This window comes from Actinomadura madurae, from assembly GCF_047130825.1.
Taxonomy (GTDB): Bacteria; Actinomycetota; Actinomycetes; order Streptosporangiales; family Streptosporangiaceae; genus Spirillospora; species Spirillospora madurae.
In genome coordinates, this window is sequence record NZ_CP083237.1 from 5,462,582 (window position 1) to 5,480,523 (window position 17,942).

At 76.0% G+C, this 17,942-nt stretch carries 14 protein-coding genes; 6 read left to right on the forward strand and 8 right to left on the reverse strand.

What is annotated here, in order from left to right:
* Positions 1-290: 290 nt before the first annotated feature.
* The 4 genes from K8Z49_RS24675 (at position 291) to K8Z49_RS24690 (ending at position 4,311) form a co-directional block, all read left to right on the forward strand.
* Positions 291-845, forward strand: a complete 555-nt coding sequence (locus K8Z49_RS24675) for an LmbU family transcriptional regulator (RefSeq protein ID WP_021596669.1) — start codon at positions 291-293, stop codon at positions 843-845.
* 249 nt (positions 846-1,094) lie between these two features.
* Entirely contained in the window at positions 1,095-1,427 is a 333-nt protein-coding gene (locus K8Z49_RS24680; RefSeq protein WP_412515327.1) for an N-acetyltransferase family protein, read from the forward strand.
* A 46-nt stretch (positions 1,428-1,473) separates the two neighbouring features.
* The gene (locus K8Z49_RS24685) at positions 1,474-2,400 is read left to right on the forward strand and encodes a phytanoyl-CoA dioxygenase family protein (RefSeq protein ID WP_412515328.1); all 927 of its coding nucleotides are present in this window, start codon (positions 1,474-1,476) and stop codon (positions 2,398-2,400) included.
* Positions 2,401-2,403: 3 nt separating this feature from the next.
* The gene (locus K8Z49_RS24690) at positions 2,404-4,311 is read left to right on the forward strand and encodes an ABC transporter ATP-binding protein (protein WP_412515329.1); all 1,908 of its coding nucleotides are present in this window, start codon (positions 2,404-2,406) and stop codon (positions 4,309-4,311) included.
* 2 nt (positions 4,312-4,313) lie between these two features.
* Here the strand turns inward: K8Z49_RS24690 and K8Z49_RS24695 are convergent, their stop codons facing one another.
* Complete coding sequence (locus K8Z49_RS24695; protein WP_412515330.1) at positions 4,314-5,225, reverse strand: arginase family protein; 912 nt, start codon at positions 5,223-5,225, stop codon at positions 4,314-4,316.
* A gap of 127 nt (positions 5,226-5,352) precedes the next feature.
* On the opposite strand from K8Z49_RS24695, the gene K8Z49_RS24700 reads away from it, so the two are divergent.
* Positions 5,353-6,510, forward strand: a complete 1,158-nt coding sequence (locus K8Z49_RS24700; protein ID WP_412515331.1) for a YcaO-like family protein — start codon at positions 5,353-5,355, stop codon at positions 6,508-6,510.
* The gene (locus tag K8Z49_RS24705; RefSeq protein WP_412515332.1) at positions 6,507-7,277 is read left to right on the forward strand and encodes a TfuA-like protein; all 771 of its coding nucleotides are present in this window, start codon (positions 6,507-6,509) and stop codon (positions 7,275-7,277) included. The genes K8Z49_RS24700 and K8Z49_RS24705 overlap by 4 nt, the downstream gene beginning before the upstream one ends.
* On the opposite strand, the gene K8Z49_RS24710 is transcribed toward K8Z49_RS24705, so the two are convergent.
* The 7 genes from K8Z49_RS24710 to K8Z49_RS24740 form a co-directional block, all read right to left on the reverse strand.
* Positions 7,231-8,610, reverse strand: coding sequence for a hypothetical protein (locus K8Z49_RS24710; RefSeq protein ID WP_412515333.1), 1,380 nt, complete (start codon positions 8,608-8,610; stop codon positions 7,231-7,233). The two genes, K8Z49_RS24705 and K8Z49_RS24710, sit on opposite strands and share 47 nt — an antisense overlap.
* Complete coding sequence (locus tag K8Z49_RS24715; RefSeq protein WP_111830576.1) at positions 8,607-10,019, reverse strand: hypothetical protein; 1,413 nt, start codon at positions 10,017-10,019, stop codon at positions 8,607-8,609. Before K8Z49_RS24715 ends, K8Z49_RS24710 begins: the two co-directional genes overlap by 4 nt.
* On the reverse strand, positions 10,016-11,851 hold the full coding sequence (locus tag K8Z49_RS24720; RefSeq protein WP_412515334.1) for an alpha/beta hydrolase family protein: 1,836 nt from the start codon (positions 11,849-11,851) through the stop codon (positions 10,016-10,018). The genes K8Z49_RS24715 and K8Z49_RS24720 overlap by 4 nt, the downstream gene beginning before the upstream one ends.
* Positions 11,848-13,269: an asparagine synthase-related protein gene (locus tag K8Z49_RS24725; RefSeq protein WP_412515335.1), complete on the reverse strand. Its 1,422-nt coding sequence runs from the start codon at positions 13,267-13,269 to the stop codon at positions 11,848-11,850. Before K8Z49_RS24725 ends, K8Z49_RS24720 begins: the two co-directional genes overlap by 4 nt.
* A gap of 278 nt (positions 13,270-13,547) precedes the next feature.
* Positions 13,548-14,759 carry a diaminopimelate decarboxylase family protein gene (locus K8Z49_RS24730; RefSeq protein WP_412515336.1) on the reverse strand — a complete coding sequence of 404 codons (1,212 nt, stop codon included), beginning with the start codon at positions 14,757-14,759 and terminating at the stop codon, positions 13,548-13,550.
* Entirely contained in the window at positions 14,756-16,159 is a 1,404-nt protein-coding gene (locus K8Z49_RS24735; RefSeq protein WP_412515337.1) for a hypothetical protein, read from the reverse strand. The genes K8Z49_RS24730 and K8Z49_RS24735 overlap by 4 nt, the downstream gene beginning before the upstream one ends.
* The gene (locus K8Z49_RS24740; RefSeq protein ID WP_412515338.1) at positions 16,156-17,910 is read right to left on the reverse strand and encodes an AMP-binding protein; all 1,755 of its coding nucleotides are present in this window, start codon (positions 17,908-17,910) and stop codon (positions 16,156-16,158) included. The genes K8Z49_RS24735 and K8Z49_RS24740 overlap by 4 nt, the downstream gene beginning before the upstream one ends.
* Between the last annotated feature and the right edge of the window lie 32 nt (positions 17,911-17,942).

Sequence of the window (17,942 nt, forward strand, 5' to 3'; positions counted from 1 at the left end):
TTGGTTCATCCGGGTTCGGCCGGACGCCCTTGAAGTTAAGATCCACTCGTTATTAGCATCGGACCATGATCACGGCCTTACCGCCGTACCGGTGACCTTTTCCTACAGATTTTAAATATGCCCGGCCGCATGACGGGCCGGCATATCGAGCGGTCCCCCGGACCGCACGTCGGTTGATGTCCCTGACTTGACGTGAAACATCGTCCGAAACGATCTGACAGCGGGGAGAAGAGACGGGTATGAAGGTTGTTTCGGAAACCAGCAGGCGCCTGTCACTGGATCGTCGGGCGATGACCAAGCGGACCAGCCTGCTGCTCCCGGAAGAACTGTCGATCGAGTCCTGGGTGAGCATCGGGCAGGAGATCTCCGTCATCGCGGACGCGTCGTCGTGGTGGCTGGGCGACTGGCTCGTCTACGGCCAGGAGATGTACCCCGGGCGATACCGCCGCGCGATGAAGGGGACGGGGCTGTCCTACCAGACGCTGCGCAACTACGCGTGGATCGCCCGCCGTTTTCCCATGTCCCGTCGACGGGACACGCTCAGCATGCAGCACCACGCCGAGGTGGTGGCGCTCCCCGACGCCGAGCAGGACGAATGGCTCGACCGGGCCGCGCTCGACGGCTGGTCGGTCACCGAGCTGCGCCGGCGGCTGCGGGCCGCGCGGCAGAACCGGCCGGCGGACGCCGCCGCCGACCCCACCTTCATCCTCCGGGTGAACGTGGACGCCGAGCGGCAGCGGCGGTGGGAGGAGGCGGCGGAGCAGACCGGCGCCGACCTGACCCGCTGGGTGTGCGACGCCCTGGACCGGGCCGCGGTGAACGTGCTGGAAAACGACGACAAATGACGTGAGCCGAGAATTCGAGGCGCCATCTGGCGATGGCGCTCCCATGACGGGAGGCCGATTCTGTCCCGGGTACGACCGCTGCGTAAAGAGGACATCGACCCGGTCCTCAACCTGTGGGGCCATCTCGGCGCCGAGGACATCGAACTGATCTCCTATGACCGCTGGGGGCCCGGTGTCCCCGTTCCCGCGAGGCCGGACGTCGCGGAGGTCGAGGCGCTCACCACCGATCCGCACACCGGGGTCACGGCATTGCTGGAGGACATGTTGTCGCCCGCGTCGCCGCATTTCTGTTTCGTGGCCGACGCGGACGGCGGGCCGGTCGGCTTCATCACCGGCATGGTCGGGCCGATCGGGCTGTTCGAGAACCGCGCGGGCCGGATCGAGGACCTCTTCGTGCTACCCGCCCACCGGCGCCGCGGCCTCGCCACCGAGCTGGTGGACGCGGCGGTCGCCGAGCTCGGCCGCCGCGGCGTGGTCGTCTACAACGTCGAGGTCCCGCACGACTGGCGCGCCGGCCTGGCGTTCTGGCGGCGCCGCCGGCACTGGAAGCAGGACGCCGTGGTGTTCTCCCGCTACGACTGAGCCCGCCGGTCGCGGCCCCCAGATCGACCAGCGGAGAAGGAGTGCCATGGCAGAGGTGACGAGGCTGACGGCGCCCGCGCGCGCGGCGGGCGCGGCGATCCGGGAGCGGATCAGGCGGGACGGCTTCGTCGTCCTGAAGGGGCTGCTCCCGCCCGGGGAGGTGACCGGCCTGCGCGGGCTGGTGGCGGGCGTCCTGGCGGAGCACGGGCACCTCAAGGACGGCGCCCCGCCGGACGACCTGGTCCCCGACGCCAACCGGCGCGACGGCAGCCCCGGCTGGTGGCACATGTACGAGGACCTCCAGCGGCTGGAGGCGATGCACCGGCTGGCGCACCACCCGGCGCTGACCGGGCCCGCGCGGGCGACGGTGGGCGGGCGGCTGCTGAACCATCCCCGCCGCTACCTCAGCCTGGTCCCGCCGGGCTTCCGGATCCCGCCGCACCAGGAGTACCTGCAGATCCAGGGGACGCCGGACGTGCTGACCGCGTGGATCCCGCTGACCCGGTCCGGCCCGGACACCTGCGCGCTCCGGGTCCTGCGCGAGTCCGGGCCGCGGCGGGTGCGGCCGCTGACCACCCTGCCCGCGCCCTTCGGCGGCGCCGAGGCCGAGGCGCCGCCCGCGGACGACCCGGCCTGGTGGGTGGGGACGGACCTGGTGCCCGGCGACGTCGTCCTGCTGCACGGCCTCACCGTGTGGGGCTGCGACGAGAACCGGTCGCCCGGCCTGGCGGGGTCGCTGTGGGCCCGCTACCAGCCGGCGCGGCTCCCGGTGTGCCGGGCGTCGCTGCATCCGCACCACTACCCGCGGCTGCCCGGGTGGAAGGCCCTCACGCGCGGCTGGTCGTCCCGGCGCTGGGTGCGGACGCCGTGGCCCCGCAGGGAGGCGCCGTTCGTGCTGGCCCGGACGCTGGAGGACTGGCATCGGGAGGTGCCGCCGCCCGCGGCGGAGCTCGTCGATGTGATCGGCCCCTGACGGGTGCGCGCGGCTGGGCGCCTGCGCGGCCTGCGCGTCTCGGTCCGGCGCGCCGGCGCGACGGTGGCCGCGATCCTGCGGCTGGCCTGGCGGGCGTCTCCGTCGCTGGTCGTCGTGGTGGTCGCGCTGGCGGTGGTGTCGGCGCTGGTGACGCCGGTGACGCTGGTGCTGGTGCGGCTGGTCGTCGACGCGTGGGTGGACGGCGCCGAGGCGGTGGCGGTCCCGCTGGTGGCCGCGATCGCCGTGGTGAACGCCCTCGGCACGGTGACGCAGGCGCTGCTGGCGATGAAGCAGGAGGAGCTGGCGGCCCGCATCGGGGTGACGGCCGAGCAGCGGCTGCTGGACGTCGCGGCCGGGGTCCCGCTGACCCGGTTCGACGAGTCGCGGTGGTACGACGCGGTGGCGCGGGCCGAGGACGACATCGACTGGCGGCCGGAGCTCGCGATGGCGACGGCGCTGCGCTTCCTCGGCGTCGTGACGGCGATCGGCGGGCTGGCCGCCATCGTCGGGACGCTGCAGGCCGGGATGCTGGCGCTCGGCGTGCTCGCCGCCGTGCCGATGCTCGTGCACCGGCGCGTCAAGGCGCGCACGCTCTACCGCGTCCGGCGGGAGAACACGATGCGGGCCCGGCGGCGCGACTACCTCGTCGAGGTGCTGCTGCGGCCCGAGCTGGCGAAGGACGTGCGCGGCTACGGGCTGGGCGGCGCGTTCGCCCGCGGGCACGCGGAGGTCGCGGACGAGATGCTGCGCCGCGAGCTGGCGGTGCAGCGCCGCAACGTCGCCTGGTCCGTGCTCGCGGGGGTGCTGAGCGCGGCCTGCCTGCTCGCCGCCTACCTGGTGGCGGGACGGCACGCGGCGGGCGCCGGGGTGTCGGCCGGTGAGCTGTTCCTGGCGTTCACGGCCTTCGCCACCCTCACCACCAGCGTGGTCGACCTGTTCGGGATCGCCGTCGACCTTGAGGAGCACTCGGCGTACCTGGCGGAGTACTTCGAGCTCGTCGACGGCGTGCCGCCGGCCGCCGCCGCCTCCCGGCCGTCCCGCCACGTGCCCGCCCCACCGCCGGAGACGCCGCCGGAGACGCCGCCCGGCATGGCGCCGTCCATCGAGTTCCGCGACGTCTGGTACACCTACCCGACCGGCGTCCCGGCGCTGCGCGGCCTGTCGTTCACGGTCGAGTCGGGCGAGCTGGTCGCGCTGATGGGGGAGAACGGCGCGGGCAAGTCCACCGTCGTCAAGCTGCTGCTCGGCCTGCTGGAGCCGGACGCGGGCGCCGTCCTGGTCGGCGGCGCGGACGTCCGGGACCTCGGCGAGGAGCGCGTCCGCGCGCTCGTCGGGGTGCTGTTCCAGGAGTTCGGGCGGTACGAGTTCTCCATGGCCGAGGGCGTGCGGCTCGGCCGGGTCGGCGAGGAGCTGGACCGGGACCGCATGTGGCGGGCGCTGGACGTGACCGGGCTGCGGCCGGTCGCCGACCGGCTCCCGCAGGGCGTGGACACCCCGGTCGGCCGCCAGTTCCCGGGCGCGCGGGAACTGTCGGGCGGGCAGTGGCAGCGCTTGGCCCTCGCCCGCGTCGTGTACCGGGACGCACCCGTGTGGATCCTGGACGAGCCCACGGCCGCGCTCGACCCCACCGCCGAGGCCGGCTTCCTGCGGCACCTGCGGCGCGACGGCGGCCCGCGCACCGTCGTGCTCGTCACGCACCGGCTGGACAGCGCGCGGATCGCCGACCGGATCCTGGTGATGCGCGACGGGCGGCTCGCCGAGGAGGGGACGCACGAGGAGCTGCTGCGCTCCGGCGGCGTCTACGCCGCCCAGCGCGCCGCCTTCGAGGAGGCCGCGGGCGACGTCCGCGCCATGCGGGCGGGACCGGCCGGGCCGCCGGGGCGGGGCGAGCCCGGCGGGCGTCCCGCGTGAGGTCAGGCCGGGGCGGGGACGGCCCCGGGTGAGATCCCGGCGGCGCGTCCGGCCAGCACCTCGGTCAGCAGGCGGGCGGCGACGAGCGCCGTGGCGCCGCCGGTGTCGCGGCCGGGGACCAGGCCCACGATGTCGAGCCCGGCGAGGTCGACGTGCCGGGCCAGCATCCGGACGACGCCGAGCACCTCGCGGGTGGTGAGGCCGCCTGGCTCGGGGACGGCCACCGCGGGGGCGAAGGCGGGGTCGAGCACGTCCAGGTCGACGGACAGGTACACGGGCGTCGAGACCACCGAGACGATGCGGTCCAGGAACGGCGCGGCGCCCATCTCCTCCATGTCGGCCATGCTCCAGTACTCCGCGCCGGTCCCGGCGCCCCACCGCAGGTCGGCGCGGGTCGCACCGAAGCCGCGCAGGCCGATCTGGAAGACGCGGGCCAGGTGGTCCCGCTCGATCATCCAGCGGACGGCGCCGGTGGCCGGGTCGCCGGTCGCCAGCCCCGCCGAGGCGGCGAGCCGGACGAGCGTGAGGGGCCGTCCCGCCGCGCCCGCCGCCGCGGCGGCGGCGGGCGCGGACGCGGCCGGGCCGCCGCCCAGCACGGCGAGCAGGGCGGCGTTCGCCCGGATCCGCGCCAGCCGCTCGGCGACCGCGCCGGGCCCGCCGGACGGGACGTTCAGGTCGCCGGCGTCGACGACCCGCAGCCGGTCGAAGATCTCGGTGTCGGTGGCCGGGTCGTAGGCGGCGGGCATCGGGCGGGCGGCGCGGCGGATCGCTCCGGGCCCGTCGTCCGGCGCCTCGGACGTGCCGCCCGCGCCCGGCGGCACGCCCACCACAGCGGCGTCGGCGCGCTCCCCGCCCGCCGTTCCGTCCGGTGCATACGGCAGTCCGGCGAAATTGCAGGTGCCCGGCGAATCCATCTGCCACCCTCTTTTCCTGACGCCCTGGCCCGGTGCGGAAATCTACGATAAACCAAAGGAAAGCATTTCCCGGCGAGGCAGGTGGAAAATAGCTATCTCCGGATTTCCGGACGCGCTGTCGACAGAAGTGCGCAAGACGTTTCGCGGCGGCACCGACCGGGCCGTCGCGCTGGAGGAGTCGCTGGCCAGGGCGACCGCATTGGCCGAGGTCGCGGGCATTACCCGGCTCGCCGACATCACCGGCCTGGACCGCCTCGGCATGCCCGTCCACACGGCGATCCGCCCGGCGGCGCGCAGCCTGGCCGCGTCCCAGGGAAAAGGCCTCCTGCCGGAAGCGGCGAAAGTGTCGGCGTTGATGGAGTCGCTGGAACTGTGGCACGCCGAGACCCATCATCTGCCATTCCGTTTCGATTCGGCGGCGGACCTGCGCGCCGCGGGCGAGGCGGTGGCGGAGGTCGAGGACCTCGTCCACTGCGCGTGCGGGAAGTTCCGTCCGGGCCTTCCGATGCGCTGGGTGCTCGGCCACGACCTGCCGTCGGGAACCGCGACCTGGGTGCCCTACGAGGTGGTGCACTGCGACTGGCGGCTCCCGGAGGTGTACGGCGAGCACGCGTTCGTCAACGGCTCCAACGGGCTCGCGTCCGGCAACACGCTGATCGAGGCCACCGTGCACGGGCTGTGCGAGGTGATGGAGCGGGACGCGGTCGCCGCGTTCGAGGACCTGGGCGAGGCCGGGGAGGCGGACCGGCGGGTCCGCGCCGGCTCCGTCGGCGACCCCGACTGCCGCGCCCTGCTCGACCTGCTGCGCGCCAGCGGCGTCGAATCGGTGATCTTCGACTGCACCTCCGACCTCGGCCTCGCCACCTTCGTCTGCTGGATGGTCGAGGTGGACCCGCCCTGGTACCACCCGCTGCCCCAGGCGCAGGGGGCGGGCGCGCACCCGCGCCGGGAGATCGCGCTGCTGCGCGCGCTGACCGAGGCCGCGCAGGCGCGCGCCAGCGTCATCGCCGGCTCCCGCGACGACATCGGCTGGGAGCGCTACCGGTGGTACTTCGACCAGCGGGCGCGCGCGGACATCGCGGGCACGCTGGCGCTTCCCGAGCGGCGGGACTTCGCGAGCATCCCGCACGCCGACCACGAGACGTTCAACGCGGACCTGGAGTGGCTCCTCGAACTGCTGGCCAAGGCGGGCGCCCGGCAGGCCATCGCCGTCGACCTCACCATGGCGGGCATCGGGCTGCCGGTGGTGAAGGTCGTCGTCCCCGGGCTGCGGTGGCGGCCGTGAGGCGGCGGCGGGGCGGGCCCGGCACGGTGGTGTTCGCCGGCCCCAGCCTGCCCGCGTCCACGGCGCGGGCGCTGCTGCCGCGCGCGGACGTGCGCCCGCCGGCCGCGCTCGGGGACGTGCAGGCCGCCGTGCGGGACGGCGCGGGCGTCGTGGTGCTGGTCGACGGCTTCTTCGAACGGGTGCCGGCCGTCTGGCACAAGGAGCTGATGTTCGCGCTGTCGCGCGGCGTGCGGCTGTACGGCGGCGCCAGCATGGGCGCGCTGCGCGCCGCCGAGCTGCATCCCTTCGGCATGATCGGGGTCGGTGAGGTGTTCCGCCGGTTCCGGTGCGGCGAGCTGACCGGCGACGACGAGGTGACGGTCCTGCACGCGACGGCCCGCGGCGGCCACCGGGCGCTGAGCGAGGCGCTGGTCAACATCCGCGTCACGGTCGAGGCGGCGGTGCGCGACCGGGTGGTCACATCGGACGTGGGGGCGGCGCTCACGGCGGTGGCGAAGGCCACCTACTACGCGGACCGCGCCTACGACCGGCTCCTGGACGACGCGGCGGACGCCGGCGTCGACCCGGCGGCCCTCGACGCCTTCCGGCGCTGGCTGCCCTCCGGGGCCGTCGACCAGAAGCGCGCCGACGCGCTCCGCGTGCTCTGGGCGGCCGCCGCGGACGCCGGCGCGCCGCCCCGACCGTCCTTCCCGTACGAGCGGACGTGGATCTGGCGGGACCTCATCGGTCCGGGCGCACCCCGGTCCGCCCTGCCTGACCCGGGCTGATTTCAGGCCTCTGACACGTCGGTGCCGTCGCGAGCCAGTCGTCCAGGAGCGCCAGGCGGCGCAGCACCGGCTCCGGGGTGCCCGGCGGCGGGACCGGTCCGTCCAGCAGGCCCAGGTCGGCGCAGTGGCGGAACCCGCCCGGCGGCACCGCCGGCCGGTAGGCGTCGTCAGGGCCGGGAACGGGTGGCGCGACGGGCAGGTGCTCGCGGTGGCGCGGCGGCATCAGGCCCACCAGCGCGGCGCGCGTCCGCTGGTACGGCACGGGCAGCGCGGGGTCGTACCGGCGGGCGAGGGGCATCGCCGACGCGCAGCGCACCACGCCGTCGTCGAGGAAGGGAAGGGCCCGCGGGGGTGCCGGCACCGCGGCGCCTCCGGGCTCGTCCACCAGGAAGGTGCCGTACCCGGCGACCACCCGCTCCTGGACGGCGATGCGCCGCAGGTACGCCGCCTCCACCACGGCGGGACGCGCCCTGGCGAGCGCGGCCGTCACATCGTCCAGCCAGGTCGTCGCCCAGGCTCGGGCCGCGTCGCGCGCCGCCGCCGACAGCCCCTCCGGAGGCGGGGCGGCCGGCACGGCGAGGTTGCTGACGGCGAGGCGCGCGGCGCCGCCGCGTCCCGGGCGGGCCCGGCCGCCGAGCACGGCGAGGCCGTCCGCGAGCGGTCCGGCGGGTCCCGAGGTCCGCCACGCGTCGCGCAGATACCCGGGCACGGCGCCGGGACCGAGATGCCGGGCCAGGAACCGCGGCGCGCCGAGCACCGCGTCCGCGCCGGACGGCGAGAGCAGGACGGTGGCGCCCTGGTCGGCGGCCAGCAGCGACGCCCGCGCGACGAACTCGGTATGCCGGAGGTCGGGGGCCACCGGATTGCCCCGGCGGGGCGCCGGACGGAACCACCGCTCGGTCTCCACGATCTGCGCCATCGCGCCGCGCGCTACCTCCGCGATCGTCCGCTGGGACCGGGCGGCCAGGCTCGTCCCGTCCGCCGCGACCCCGTCGGCGACGATCACCAGCAGCCGGCGCCCGGAGCGGCGGCAGAGATCCGCCGCACGCTCGGTCAGGACGGCCGAGGCGAGATCGTTCACATACAGCAGGGCGACGTGGTCGTGCCCTTCCACGCAATCGGCCACCGCCGACGCGAACCGGTCGCGCAGCGCCACCGGATCGCCCCCGGCGGCCTCCTCGGCGGCCTCGACCGGCCGCTCCCCCAGTGCTCCGCCCTCCCTGGGGGAGGCCGGATGGCAGCCCAGGGCCAGCGACGGCGCCGACAGGTACCGGGCCAGCCGTTCGGCGGACGGGCGCGGCACCGCCGTCACCGCGTCGAGGGCGCCGGTCATCCCGCCACCGCCCCGCGGTCCTCGGCGCCGCGGACCCAGATCTCGGCCGCCAGCGCCGCGGCCAGCTCGGCGGCGCCACCACAGCGGCGCCGCCAGTCGGGGCGCAGCAGCCCCAGGTCCACGCAGCGCTCCCCGTCGAGCGGGCAGGCCCGCCAGTAACGGTCGAACGACCGGTACATGTGCCGGCCGTAGGAGGGGATCACCCGCTCGATCCCGTCCGGCAGCAGGTCGGCCAGCAGCCGGTGCTCCCGCAGGGCCGGGTCCGGGTGGCCCGCCGAGTACCGCGCCTCGGGCGGCAGGTCGTGGGCGTACGCGGCGAACGACGGGTCGAGGAACGGGGACGCCTCCGGCAGGCCGGTGGCGGGCGGTGACACGTCGTACGGGAACAGCCGGTGCAGCGCGAAGGCGGCGGGCCAGGCCGCGTCGGTCCGTGCGATGGTGCGCGCCCCCTCCTCCCGAAGGGCGTCCGACCAGGTGCGCGCCGCGGCGGCCATCGGCGCGGTGAGCGGTCCCGGCCGCCCGCCCTCTCCGTCCTCTCCGCCGAGTCCCGTCCACGCCCAGAACAGGCGGGCCGCCCGGCCCCGGCCGGTGCGGGGCAGCACGGCCGCCAGCAGCTCCCCCGCCGGGAACCGGGGCGCCTCGCGGCCGTCCCTCCAGTACACGGCCAGGTCGTGCAGGGACCGCGCCCGCAGGTACCGCGCGGCGAGGTAGGGCGTGGCCCGCAGCAGCCGTTCGCCGCCCGTGCCGTGCAGCAGGATCTCGGCGCCGGCTTCCGCGGCGACGATGGCCGTGCCGCTGCGGAACCGCGGGACCATCTCGAACCGGGGTCCGTGCTCGCTCCACTCCGGCTCGGGCCACCGGCCGGGGACGGCCGCGACCGCCAGGTGGCGGCAGCGCAGGCCGAGATGCTCCAGCAGCCGCTCCGACAGGTGCCGGGAGCGGCGCCCCAGGTCGTCGGCGTCGTCGACCGTCACGGCGAGCAGCGTGCGGCCCGTCCGGCGGCACACCCGGGCCGCCCGGTCCACCAGCGCGGCCGATTCCAGGTCACCGGCCAGGGCCACCGCCACCGCCTCGCGGTCGCCGATGACCCGTTCGAGGACGCTCTCGAACCGCTCCGCGAACTCGGCGGGCGCGGACCGGCCCGACGGGCGCGGCGGCGCGAACCGCACGCGGGCCGAGTCCGCCCACGGCGACTCCGGGAAAAGGCCGCGGTCCAGGGCCTGCGGGGTGAAGCCGGCCGCCAGCCGGGCGACCGAGAACGGGCCGCCGGCGGCGGGCCGGCCGGTGAGCCCGCCGTCGCCGCGGCGGTACCGCGGGGCGGTCTCGAAGGCCGCGTCCGGCCGTGGCGGCCGCGCGTAGCGGAAGGCGGGCAGGGCGGCTCGTCCGTGGTCGCGCGTCGTCGGCGTCATCGTCGTCCTCGGTCCAGGTGTGCGGCGAGAAAGCGGGCGACCGCGCGGGCCAGCCGGACGCGGTCGCGCCGTCCGGCGATGCCGTGGCCCTCGTCGCGGAACAGCAGCGGCTCGGTGGGACGGCCCGCCGCGGCCAGCGCGGCGGCGAACCGCTCGGTGTGCCGGACGGGCACCAGCGGGTCCGCGCGGCCGTGCGCGAGCAGCACCGGCGTGTGGCAGGAGGCCGCGTGCCCGAGCGGGGAGCGGCGGGCCAGCCGGTCCCGGTCGCGGTCCGGATGCCCGACGCGGTGCAGGAAGTGCCCGCGCGTCGGCAGCCGCGCGTCGCGGATGTGGGCCACGAAGTCGACCAGGTCCACCGGCGCGCAGACGGCCACCGCGCAGGCGAACAGCCGGGGGCGCATGGTCGCCGCGACGAGCGCCGCGTAGCCGCCGTACGACTGGCCGGCGATGGCGACGCGTCCCGAGGCGGCGTGGCCCTCGCGGACGGCCCAGTGCACGGCGTCCTCCAGGTCGTCCTGCGGCGCGCCGCCCCAGTCGCCGTCGGCGGCGTCCAGGAAGCGGGGTCCGCTGCCGTCCGAGCCGCGGAAGTTGACCTGGAGGCAGGTGTAGCCGTGGCCGGCGAGCCAGTGCGGGTCCGGCTGGAACTCCCACGCGTCCCGCGTCCAAGGGCCGCCGTGGACGCGCAGCACCATCGGCCCCGGTTCGGGGCCCGCCGTCCGGGGGCGGGTGAGGTAGCCGTCCAGCGCCCAGCCGTCCCTGGCCTCGAACGACACGGGACGCGGCGTGCCGAGCGTGCGCCGCCGCAGCGCCGGGTACGGGTCGCGCAGCGGTTCGCCGCGGCCCTCCTCGCGGTGCCACACGACGTGCGCGGGCGGGCTGTCGGCGCCGTCGAACCGCACCACCCAGGTCCGGTCGTTCCAGGACCTCGACACGATCTGCGGGTCGCCGGGGTTCATCCGCCGCAGCCCCTCCAGGGCGGCGCGGGCCTCGTCGTCGAGCGGGCGGTAGCGCGCCCGGGGGCCGGCGAACACCAGCAGTTGCGGCGCCCTGCTCCGCGGATGGGTCTCCACGTAGTCGAGGTCCGCGCCGTCCTGCGCGAAGACGGTACGCTCCGCGCCGGAACCGAGGTCGACCGCGATGAGGCCCATGCGGCCGATCCCGGTCGGCGCCACGAACAGCAGCGCCCCGCCGTCCGCCGAGACCTCGACCGGATGCGTGGACAGCGCGGCGGGCGGCGGCACCTCGCGGACCACCGTCCAGCCGTCCCCGGACCGCGCCAGCACGTGCAGGACGCCGTCGTCGTCGAGCCTGGTCGCCGCGCGCAGCCGGTCGTCGCGGTCGAGGAACCACTGCCCGGCCTCGCCCGCCGCGTCGATCGGCACGGCGGCCCGGCCCGCGCCGGCGACGCGGTGGAGGACCAGGCGGCCGTCCGGGTCGCGCGCCGACAGCAGCGGCCCGAGTTCGCGGTGGGTGTCGGGATCGACGAGGGTGAGGCCGGTCGCGCCCTCCGGGGTGACCTCGCCGCGCTTCCCGGTGGAGACGTCGACGGTGAACGCGCGGTCGCCGTCTCCGCCGTCGGCCAGGTAGAGCACCGTGTCGCGGGACGGCAGCCAGCCGTGCGCCGTGATGCCGCGTTCCCGCGCCACGGTGCGCTCCACGCCGTCCAGGGCGCCGTCCACCACGCGGCGCACCGTGAGCGCCTCGCCGCGGCGGTGCCGGACGAGCTGGCTGACCCACGCGCCGTCCGCGCTCACGCCGATCTCCGTGACCGCCGGTTCGGCGAACAGTGCCCGCGCCGGGACGGCGCCCCGGCGGGCGGGGCGCCCCCTCATGCCTCCACGCCGACCGGCTCGGCGCCGTGCTCCAGCGCCCCGGCGACCCACCGCTCGATGTTGCGCACGACGATCGGCAGCCGCAGGTGGACGCGTTCGAGGTCGAGCCTGTCCAGCGGGCGCAGCAGGCCCAGCCGCACGCACTCCAGCGGCCCGTCGGGGAGCACCTCCAGCGCGTGCCGCCGGAACTCGGGGTAGTAGTCCTGGCTGAAGGTCGGCAGGGCGCGGTGCGCGCGGGACGGGATCAGCCGGAAGTGCAGCGCCTTGTACCAGTGGTACGGGTACGGGCTGAGCCTGCGGAACCGGGCGGACGTCGGCAGGCCGAGCGCGTAGCCGAGGAAGGCGTCGTCGAAGAACGGGGAGCGCTGCGCGACCCCGGCGGAGAGCGGATACGGGTCGAGGGCGAACGGGAAGCACAGGTCCCACATCGCGGCCTGCGTCCAGTCCCGGCCGTGGTCGCGTTCGGCGAACGTGGCGGCGCGCTCGTCCAGCCATTCCCTGCGGCGGACGCGGGCGATCTCCTGGTAGGGCGGCCGCAGGACGGGCTCGGGCAGGTCCCGGAGGAACGCCGACAGCTCGAACGCCGTGTAGAGCCGGCGGGACAGCCCCGCCGGGAGCCGCGGCGCCGCGAAGGCGGCCAGCTCGCCGGCCGTGGCCGCCATCGACTCGCCGTTGACCGAGCCCCACAGGTAGGCGCGCAGGTCGCGCCACCGCCGCGACCGCGCGAGGTCGCGGGTCAGGTAGTGGCACGCGCCGAGGATCTCGTCGCCGCCCTCGCCCCAGAGCATCACCCCGGCGCCCATCTCCTCGGCGAGGTCCACCGAGGCCTGGAAGAGGCCGACGTAGTAGTCGTGGCGCGGGCCGGCGGGCGACCACGGCGGCTCCGGCAGGCTCCGCCACTCCGTCGGCACCACCGTGATGTCGAGGTCCAGGCCGAGGCCCCGCAGGGAGCGTTCGGCGACCATGCCCGTCGACCGGCCGAACTGGTCGCGCAGGCCCCAGGTGACGACGGCGAGCCTGCGGCCCTGCCGCCGGCACGCCTCGTGGGCGTGCCACAGCACGGCGGTGGAGTCGATGCCGCCGGAGAACATGACCACGACGGTGTCCGCGTCGCCCATCGACGCCTCGACCGCGGCGCGGAACCGGGCCGGCAGCTCGGCGGGGTCGGACGATCCCGGCGGCGGCACCACCGGCGGGGCGTCGACCCGCCGCACCCCTTCCCACGGGCAGGCGGGCCGGAATTCCCCGTCCACCCACGGATTGGCGAAACTGGGCGCCAGCGAGGCCAGCGAGAACCTCCGGGCGGGCGCGATCTCCAGCGGATCGGCGGACCGCCGGCCGTCCGCCTCCGACAGGAAAAGGGGTCCGCCGGTGAACCGGGAGACCCCTTCCTCCTGAACGCGGTCAGGAGCTTTCATGGATTCAGCGGCTCCGGGTCGCCTTGACCGCCGCGACGATGTCGGAAAGCGCGCGCATGTTGCGCTTCACCACCGAGTCACGCTGCTGCGGAACGCCGACGAGCAGCATGTTCCCACCGCAGCCACGGGTTCCGCCGCAGCTGTCCTTGGGCTTCGAACTGTGCCCCATACGGTTCCTTCCTCTCGGGCGCGACCGAGCCCCGGAATGGCACGGCCATCCTTTCCGGATGCTAATGACCGGGACCGCGGCGGCCTACCCTTCACCGGGAAGTGCCCGTTTACGAACTCATTTTCTCGACGCTCTCCGGCGGCGTTTCGGAGGCGGTATCCCAATACCGCTCGCTGATCAGCACCGGCGGGTGCGGCGCGATTCCGTTGAAGGCGCTGCCGAGTTCCGCGGAATAGCCGTTCACGCCGCCGACGACCAGCCAGTCCCCCGGCCGCGGCGCCGGGGCCCCGGCGCGCGGCGGCACCGCGCCGACGTAGTCGGACTCGAAGCAGGTCCGCCCGCACAGCACGTAGGGGCGCCGGTCGGAGCCGGCCCACCGGCCCAGTCTCGGCAGGGCCGGCGCGGTGGACCACTGCAGGTGGTTGAGGGTGCCGCAGTCGCAGACCACCAGGATCCGGTCGTCCAGCGGCTTGACGTCCAGGACCTGGGTGGCCAGGTAGCCGCAGTCCTGCGTCCAGAACTGCCCCGGCTCCAGCACGATCTCCACGTCGCCCGCGACCGCGCGCAGCCTCTCGAAGAGGCCGGGCAGGGCGGCCGGGTCACCGCGCAGCCCGCCGCCGAGGTCGAGCGCCGCCGGGCGCAGCCCCGCCTCCCGCGCCCGCCGCAGGACGACCTCCGCCGCGGTGACGAAGCTCGCGTGGTCGTTCTCCTCCGAGCCGTTGTGCGTGTGCAGCCACCGCAGGCGGCGGCCCGCGCGCTCGGCGGTCTCCCGCACGGCGGCCAGGTCGCGGGCGCGGACGCCGAACCTGCTGGGGGTGACCTGGGGAAACGCTTCGGGCAGGTCCTCCCCGTCGAGGTTGACCCGCACGCCCGCGTCCTGGACGGGCAGCGACCGGCACGCCTCGCCGAACTGGCCGAGGCTGTCCCAGTGGCAGCGGTGGACGCGGCCGGAGCCGATCGCGCCCAGCAGCCGGTCGCGCTCGGACGGGGGCAGCGCGGGCGAGGTCATGCTGACGAACGGCGGCGTCCCGGCACTGAGCGCGGAGACGACGGCGTCGTACTCCGCCATGTTGGCCACGTCGAACCCGAGCCCGGCGCCCGCCGCGACCCGCAGCAGCTCGGGGACCGTCGTCGACTTCACCGCGAGCAGCAGCCGGACGCCGTACGGCTCGGCCGCCCGCACCGCGCTCCGGCACCGCTCGGCGAACCGGTCGAGGTCGACGAACCAGCCGGAGCGGCCCGCCGCGGCCGCCGCCTCGATCGCCCTCCGCGTCGCGGCGCCGATGTCCGTCCGCGGGTACAGGACGGCGGGCGGCGTCATGCCGGGGTCCCCGCCGCCGGGGCCAGCTCCCGCACGTGCCGCGCGACCAGCCGGGCTACCGCGGCGGCCACGTCGTCGTCGTGGCCGCCGAAGCACACCCGCAGCACCGTGTGCGCGCCGTGCCCGAGGCTCTCCACGTCATGGGAGGCCACCGCCCAGCCGCTGAGCGCGGTGTAGTGGAAGCCGAAGCTCCCCGACCGCCACACCGCGAGCCCCTCGGCGGCGGCGTCGGCGGCGGCGCGGCGGATCACCAGGTCCAGCGCGGGGTTGCCGAGCCGCGGCCGCAGCCCGGTCAGGCGGACGTTGACGAAGCAGCCGTGCTCGTACTCCTGGACGAGGCAGCCGCGCGCCCCGTCGAGCGCGGCGCGCAGCGCGCGGCCCCCGGCCCGGTTCGCGGCCAGGGTCGCCGCGTTCGCCCGCGCCGTCAGGGCGGGATCGGGCAGCCCGTACCGGTCCATGGTCCGCAGCGCGGCGGCGGTGGCGTGCCCGCCCGCCACGCTCAGCACCCTGGGCAGCAGGTCCCGCAGCCCCTCGGCGTGCGCCCGCCGGGGCTCGTCCATGCCGGGCGGCGTCGCGACGGCCGCCGAGCCCAGCGTCGCCAGTTCCAGGCCCAGCTCGTCCAGCTTGTGGTGGCTGCGGAGCAGGACGAGCGGCACCCCCGTCCAGCCGCCGGGGCAGGGGTCGGCCGCGATGGGCGCGCACGCGTTGTCCCAGACCACGGCCAGCGGGCCCGGCTCGTCGCCGCGCGCCAGCACCTCGCGGACCATCGCGGCGTCGCCGAACGGCTGGCAGGAGTCCAGGAACGCCACGACCGGGCCGGACGCCGTCCGCAGCCGCCGCAGGAAACCGTCCCGATCGGCGCGGGGCTCCACCCGGACGTGGGCGGCGGGGCACAGCTCGAACAGGGTCTCGGTCTCGTAGTACAGCGTGTTCGTCACCACCGTGACATCGGTGGTGAGTTTCGCCAGCGCCAGGTACCAGGCCGTGATCGCCGCCATGCCCGAGCCGGTGTACCGCACGGTCAGCCCGACGTCCCGGCCCGCCGCCCACGGGTACGGCGCCGCCAGCGGATGGTCGTCGCGCAGCGCGATGTCGGACCGCTCGTACTCGTGCTCGGACACCGTCAGGTCGGCCGGGTCCGCGTCACCGATGTAGGACAGGGAGTCCCGCCAGGTGCGCCGGTCGGGCGCGGCGAGCAGGAGCCGCCGGGCCGCGAAGGCGCGCCGGACGGACACGGCCAGGTCAGGGAGGCGCTCCGCCTCCCACCACCGCGCCTCGGCGGCCAGGTCCTCCGCGGCGGACGTCCCCGCGGGCGCGGTCTTCAGCCCCCGGTCGAGCAGGTGCAGCATCTCGTCGCGCAGGCGCTCGGCCTGCCCTGCGGCGGGCGCGGCGGCCGTCATGGCACCCGCTCGGCGCGGGCCCGGGTGAGGGCGGCGGCGAGGTCCCGCACGCGGGGATGGCGCAGCACCCACGCGGCGGGAACGTCCTGGTCCGTGCGGCTGCTCAGCTCTTGCGCGACCTGGACGGCGAGCAGCGAGTGGCCGCCCAGCCGGAAGAAGTTGCCGTCCGCGTCCAGGACGGGCACGTTCAGCACCTCGCCCAGCGCCGCCGCGACGGTCGCCTCCATGCCGTCCGCGAGATCCGTGCCCGGGACGTTCGTGCCGGACGGCCCCGCGCGGTAGCGCTCCACCAGCACGCGCTTCAGCGGCTTCCCGCCGGCGGTGGCCGGGATCTCCGGCACGGCGACGACATCGTGCGGCACCTGCTCGGCGGGCAGCCGCCGCACGGCGTGCTCGCGAACCTGCGGCAGCGCACCGTCCTCCGACAGGACGACGGCGGCGACCAGCAGCCGCCCCAGGGACTCGTGCGGGACGCCGAAGACCGCCGCGTCCAGCACGGCGGGGTGGATGCGGAGCTCCGCCTCCACGGCCGTGGCGGCGATGTTGCGCCCGCCCGAGATGATGACGTCGTCGGCGCGGGCGACGAACACCACGGTGCCGCCGTCCTCCACGCGGCACAGGTCGCCGGTCGCGATCCAGCCGCCGGGCAGGTAGCGCGTCCCGGAGCCGGAGGGCGGGGAGCCGTCCGGCACGTACGAGCGGCGCCGGGCGCCGGCCCGCAGCCTCAGCTCCCCCACGTGCCCGGCCGGGACGTCCCGGCCGTCCTCGTCGACGACGCGCACGCCCGGGCCGAGGACGCCGAGCGCCGGCGAGCGGTCCGGCGCGCAGGTGGCGACCAGGCTGGGGCCGCCCTCCGCCATCGTGTACACGTTGCGGATCCGCGCGCGGGGGAAGACCCCGGCCAGCCGCGCGACCGTCGTCCGGTCGAGCGGCGCGGACGAGCACACCACCGACCGCACGCGCGGCAGGGTGCGGCCCGCCGCGCCCAGCGCCTCGGCGGCCAGCCGGGCGGTCGTCGGGATCAGGCTCACCGCACTGACCCCGTGCTCCTCGGCCAGCGGCCCGACCGCGTCCGGGTCGAACGGGTTGACCACCACCGTGTGGACGCCGTTGCGCAGGCAGTCCCGCAGCGTGGTCTGCGCGGCGTTCGTGCCCACCGCCACCGAGGTCAGCAGCGCGTTCTCCCGCGGGCGGAGCAGGTCGCCGCGCATCCGCCGGGTGGTCATCAGGTCGGCGTGGGGGCAGACGATCGCGCGGGCCTTCCCCGTCGTCCCGGACGTGAACAGGATCGAGGCGGGCCGCTCCGGCGCCGGCCTCGTCTTGGCGGGCCATCCGCGGCGTGCCCCGCCCTGGACGGCTTCCCCGGGCGCCCGGGGAAGGTCGGCGGCGGGTACCGTCCACGCGCAGCCGGGGGCCGGGGGCACCCCGCGTCCGGTGACGGCCCCTGCCGCGTCCACGAGCCGCGCCATCTCCGCCAGCCGCGCGGGCGGCACGGGGTGGCGCACGGCGACCGCCGTCCCGCCCGCTCCCGTGACCGCCGCGAAAAGAGCCGCGAAGGAATACCAGTCGCCGTCGGAGAAGACGAGCAGTACCCGGTCACCGGAACGCACATTCAGCGCGGCGCCGCAAGCGCGGGCGCGTTCATGCCATTCCTGAAAAGTAAGCGTGGCCTCTCCGGGCACGGTGAACGCCGGAGCGTCCCCGTGCGCACGCGCCCGCGCCGCGAGCACTTCGTGCAGGAAGACCGGCATGGCGTCCTTTCGCCGCTGTCCCGTTGACGGGA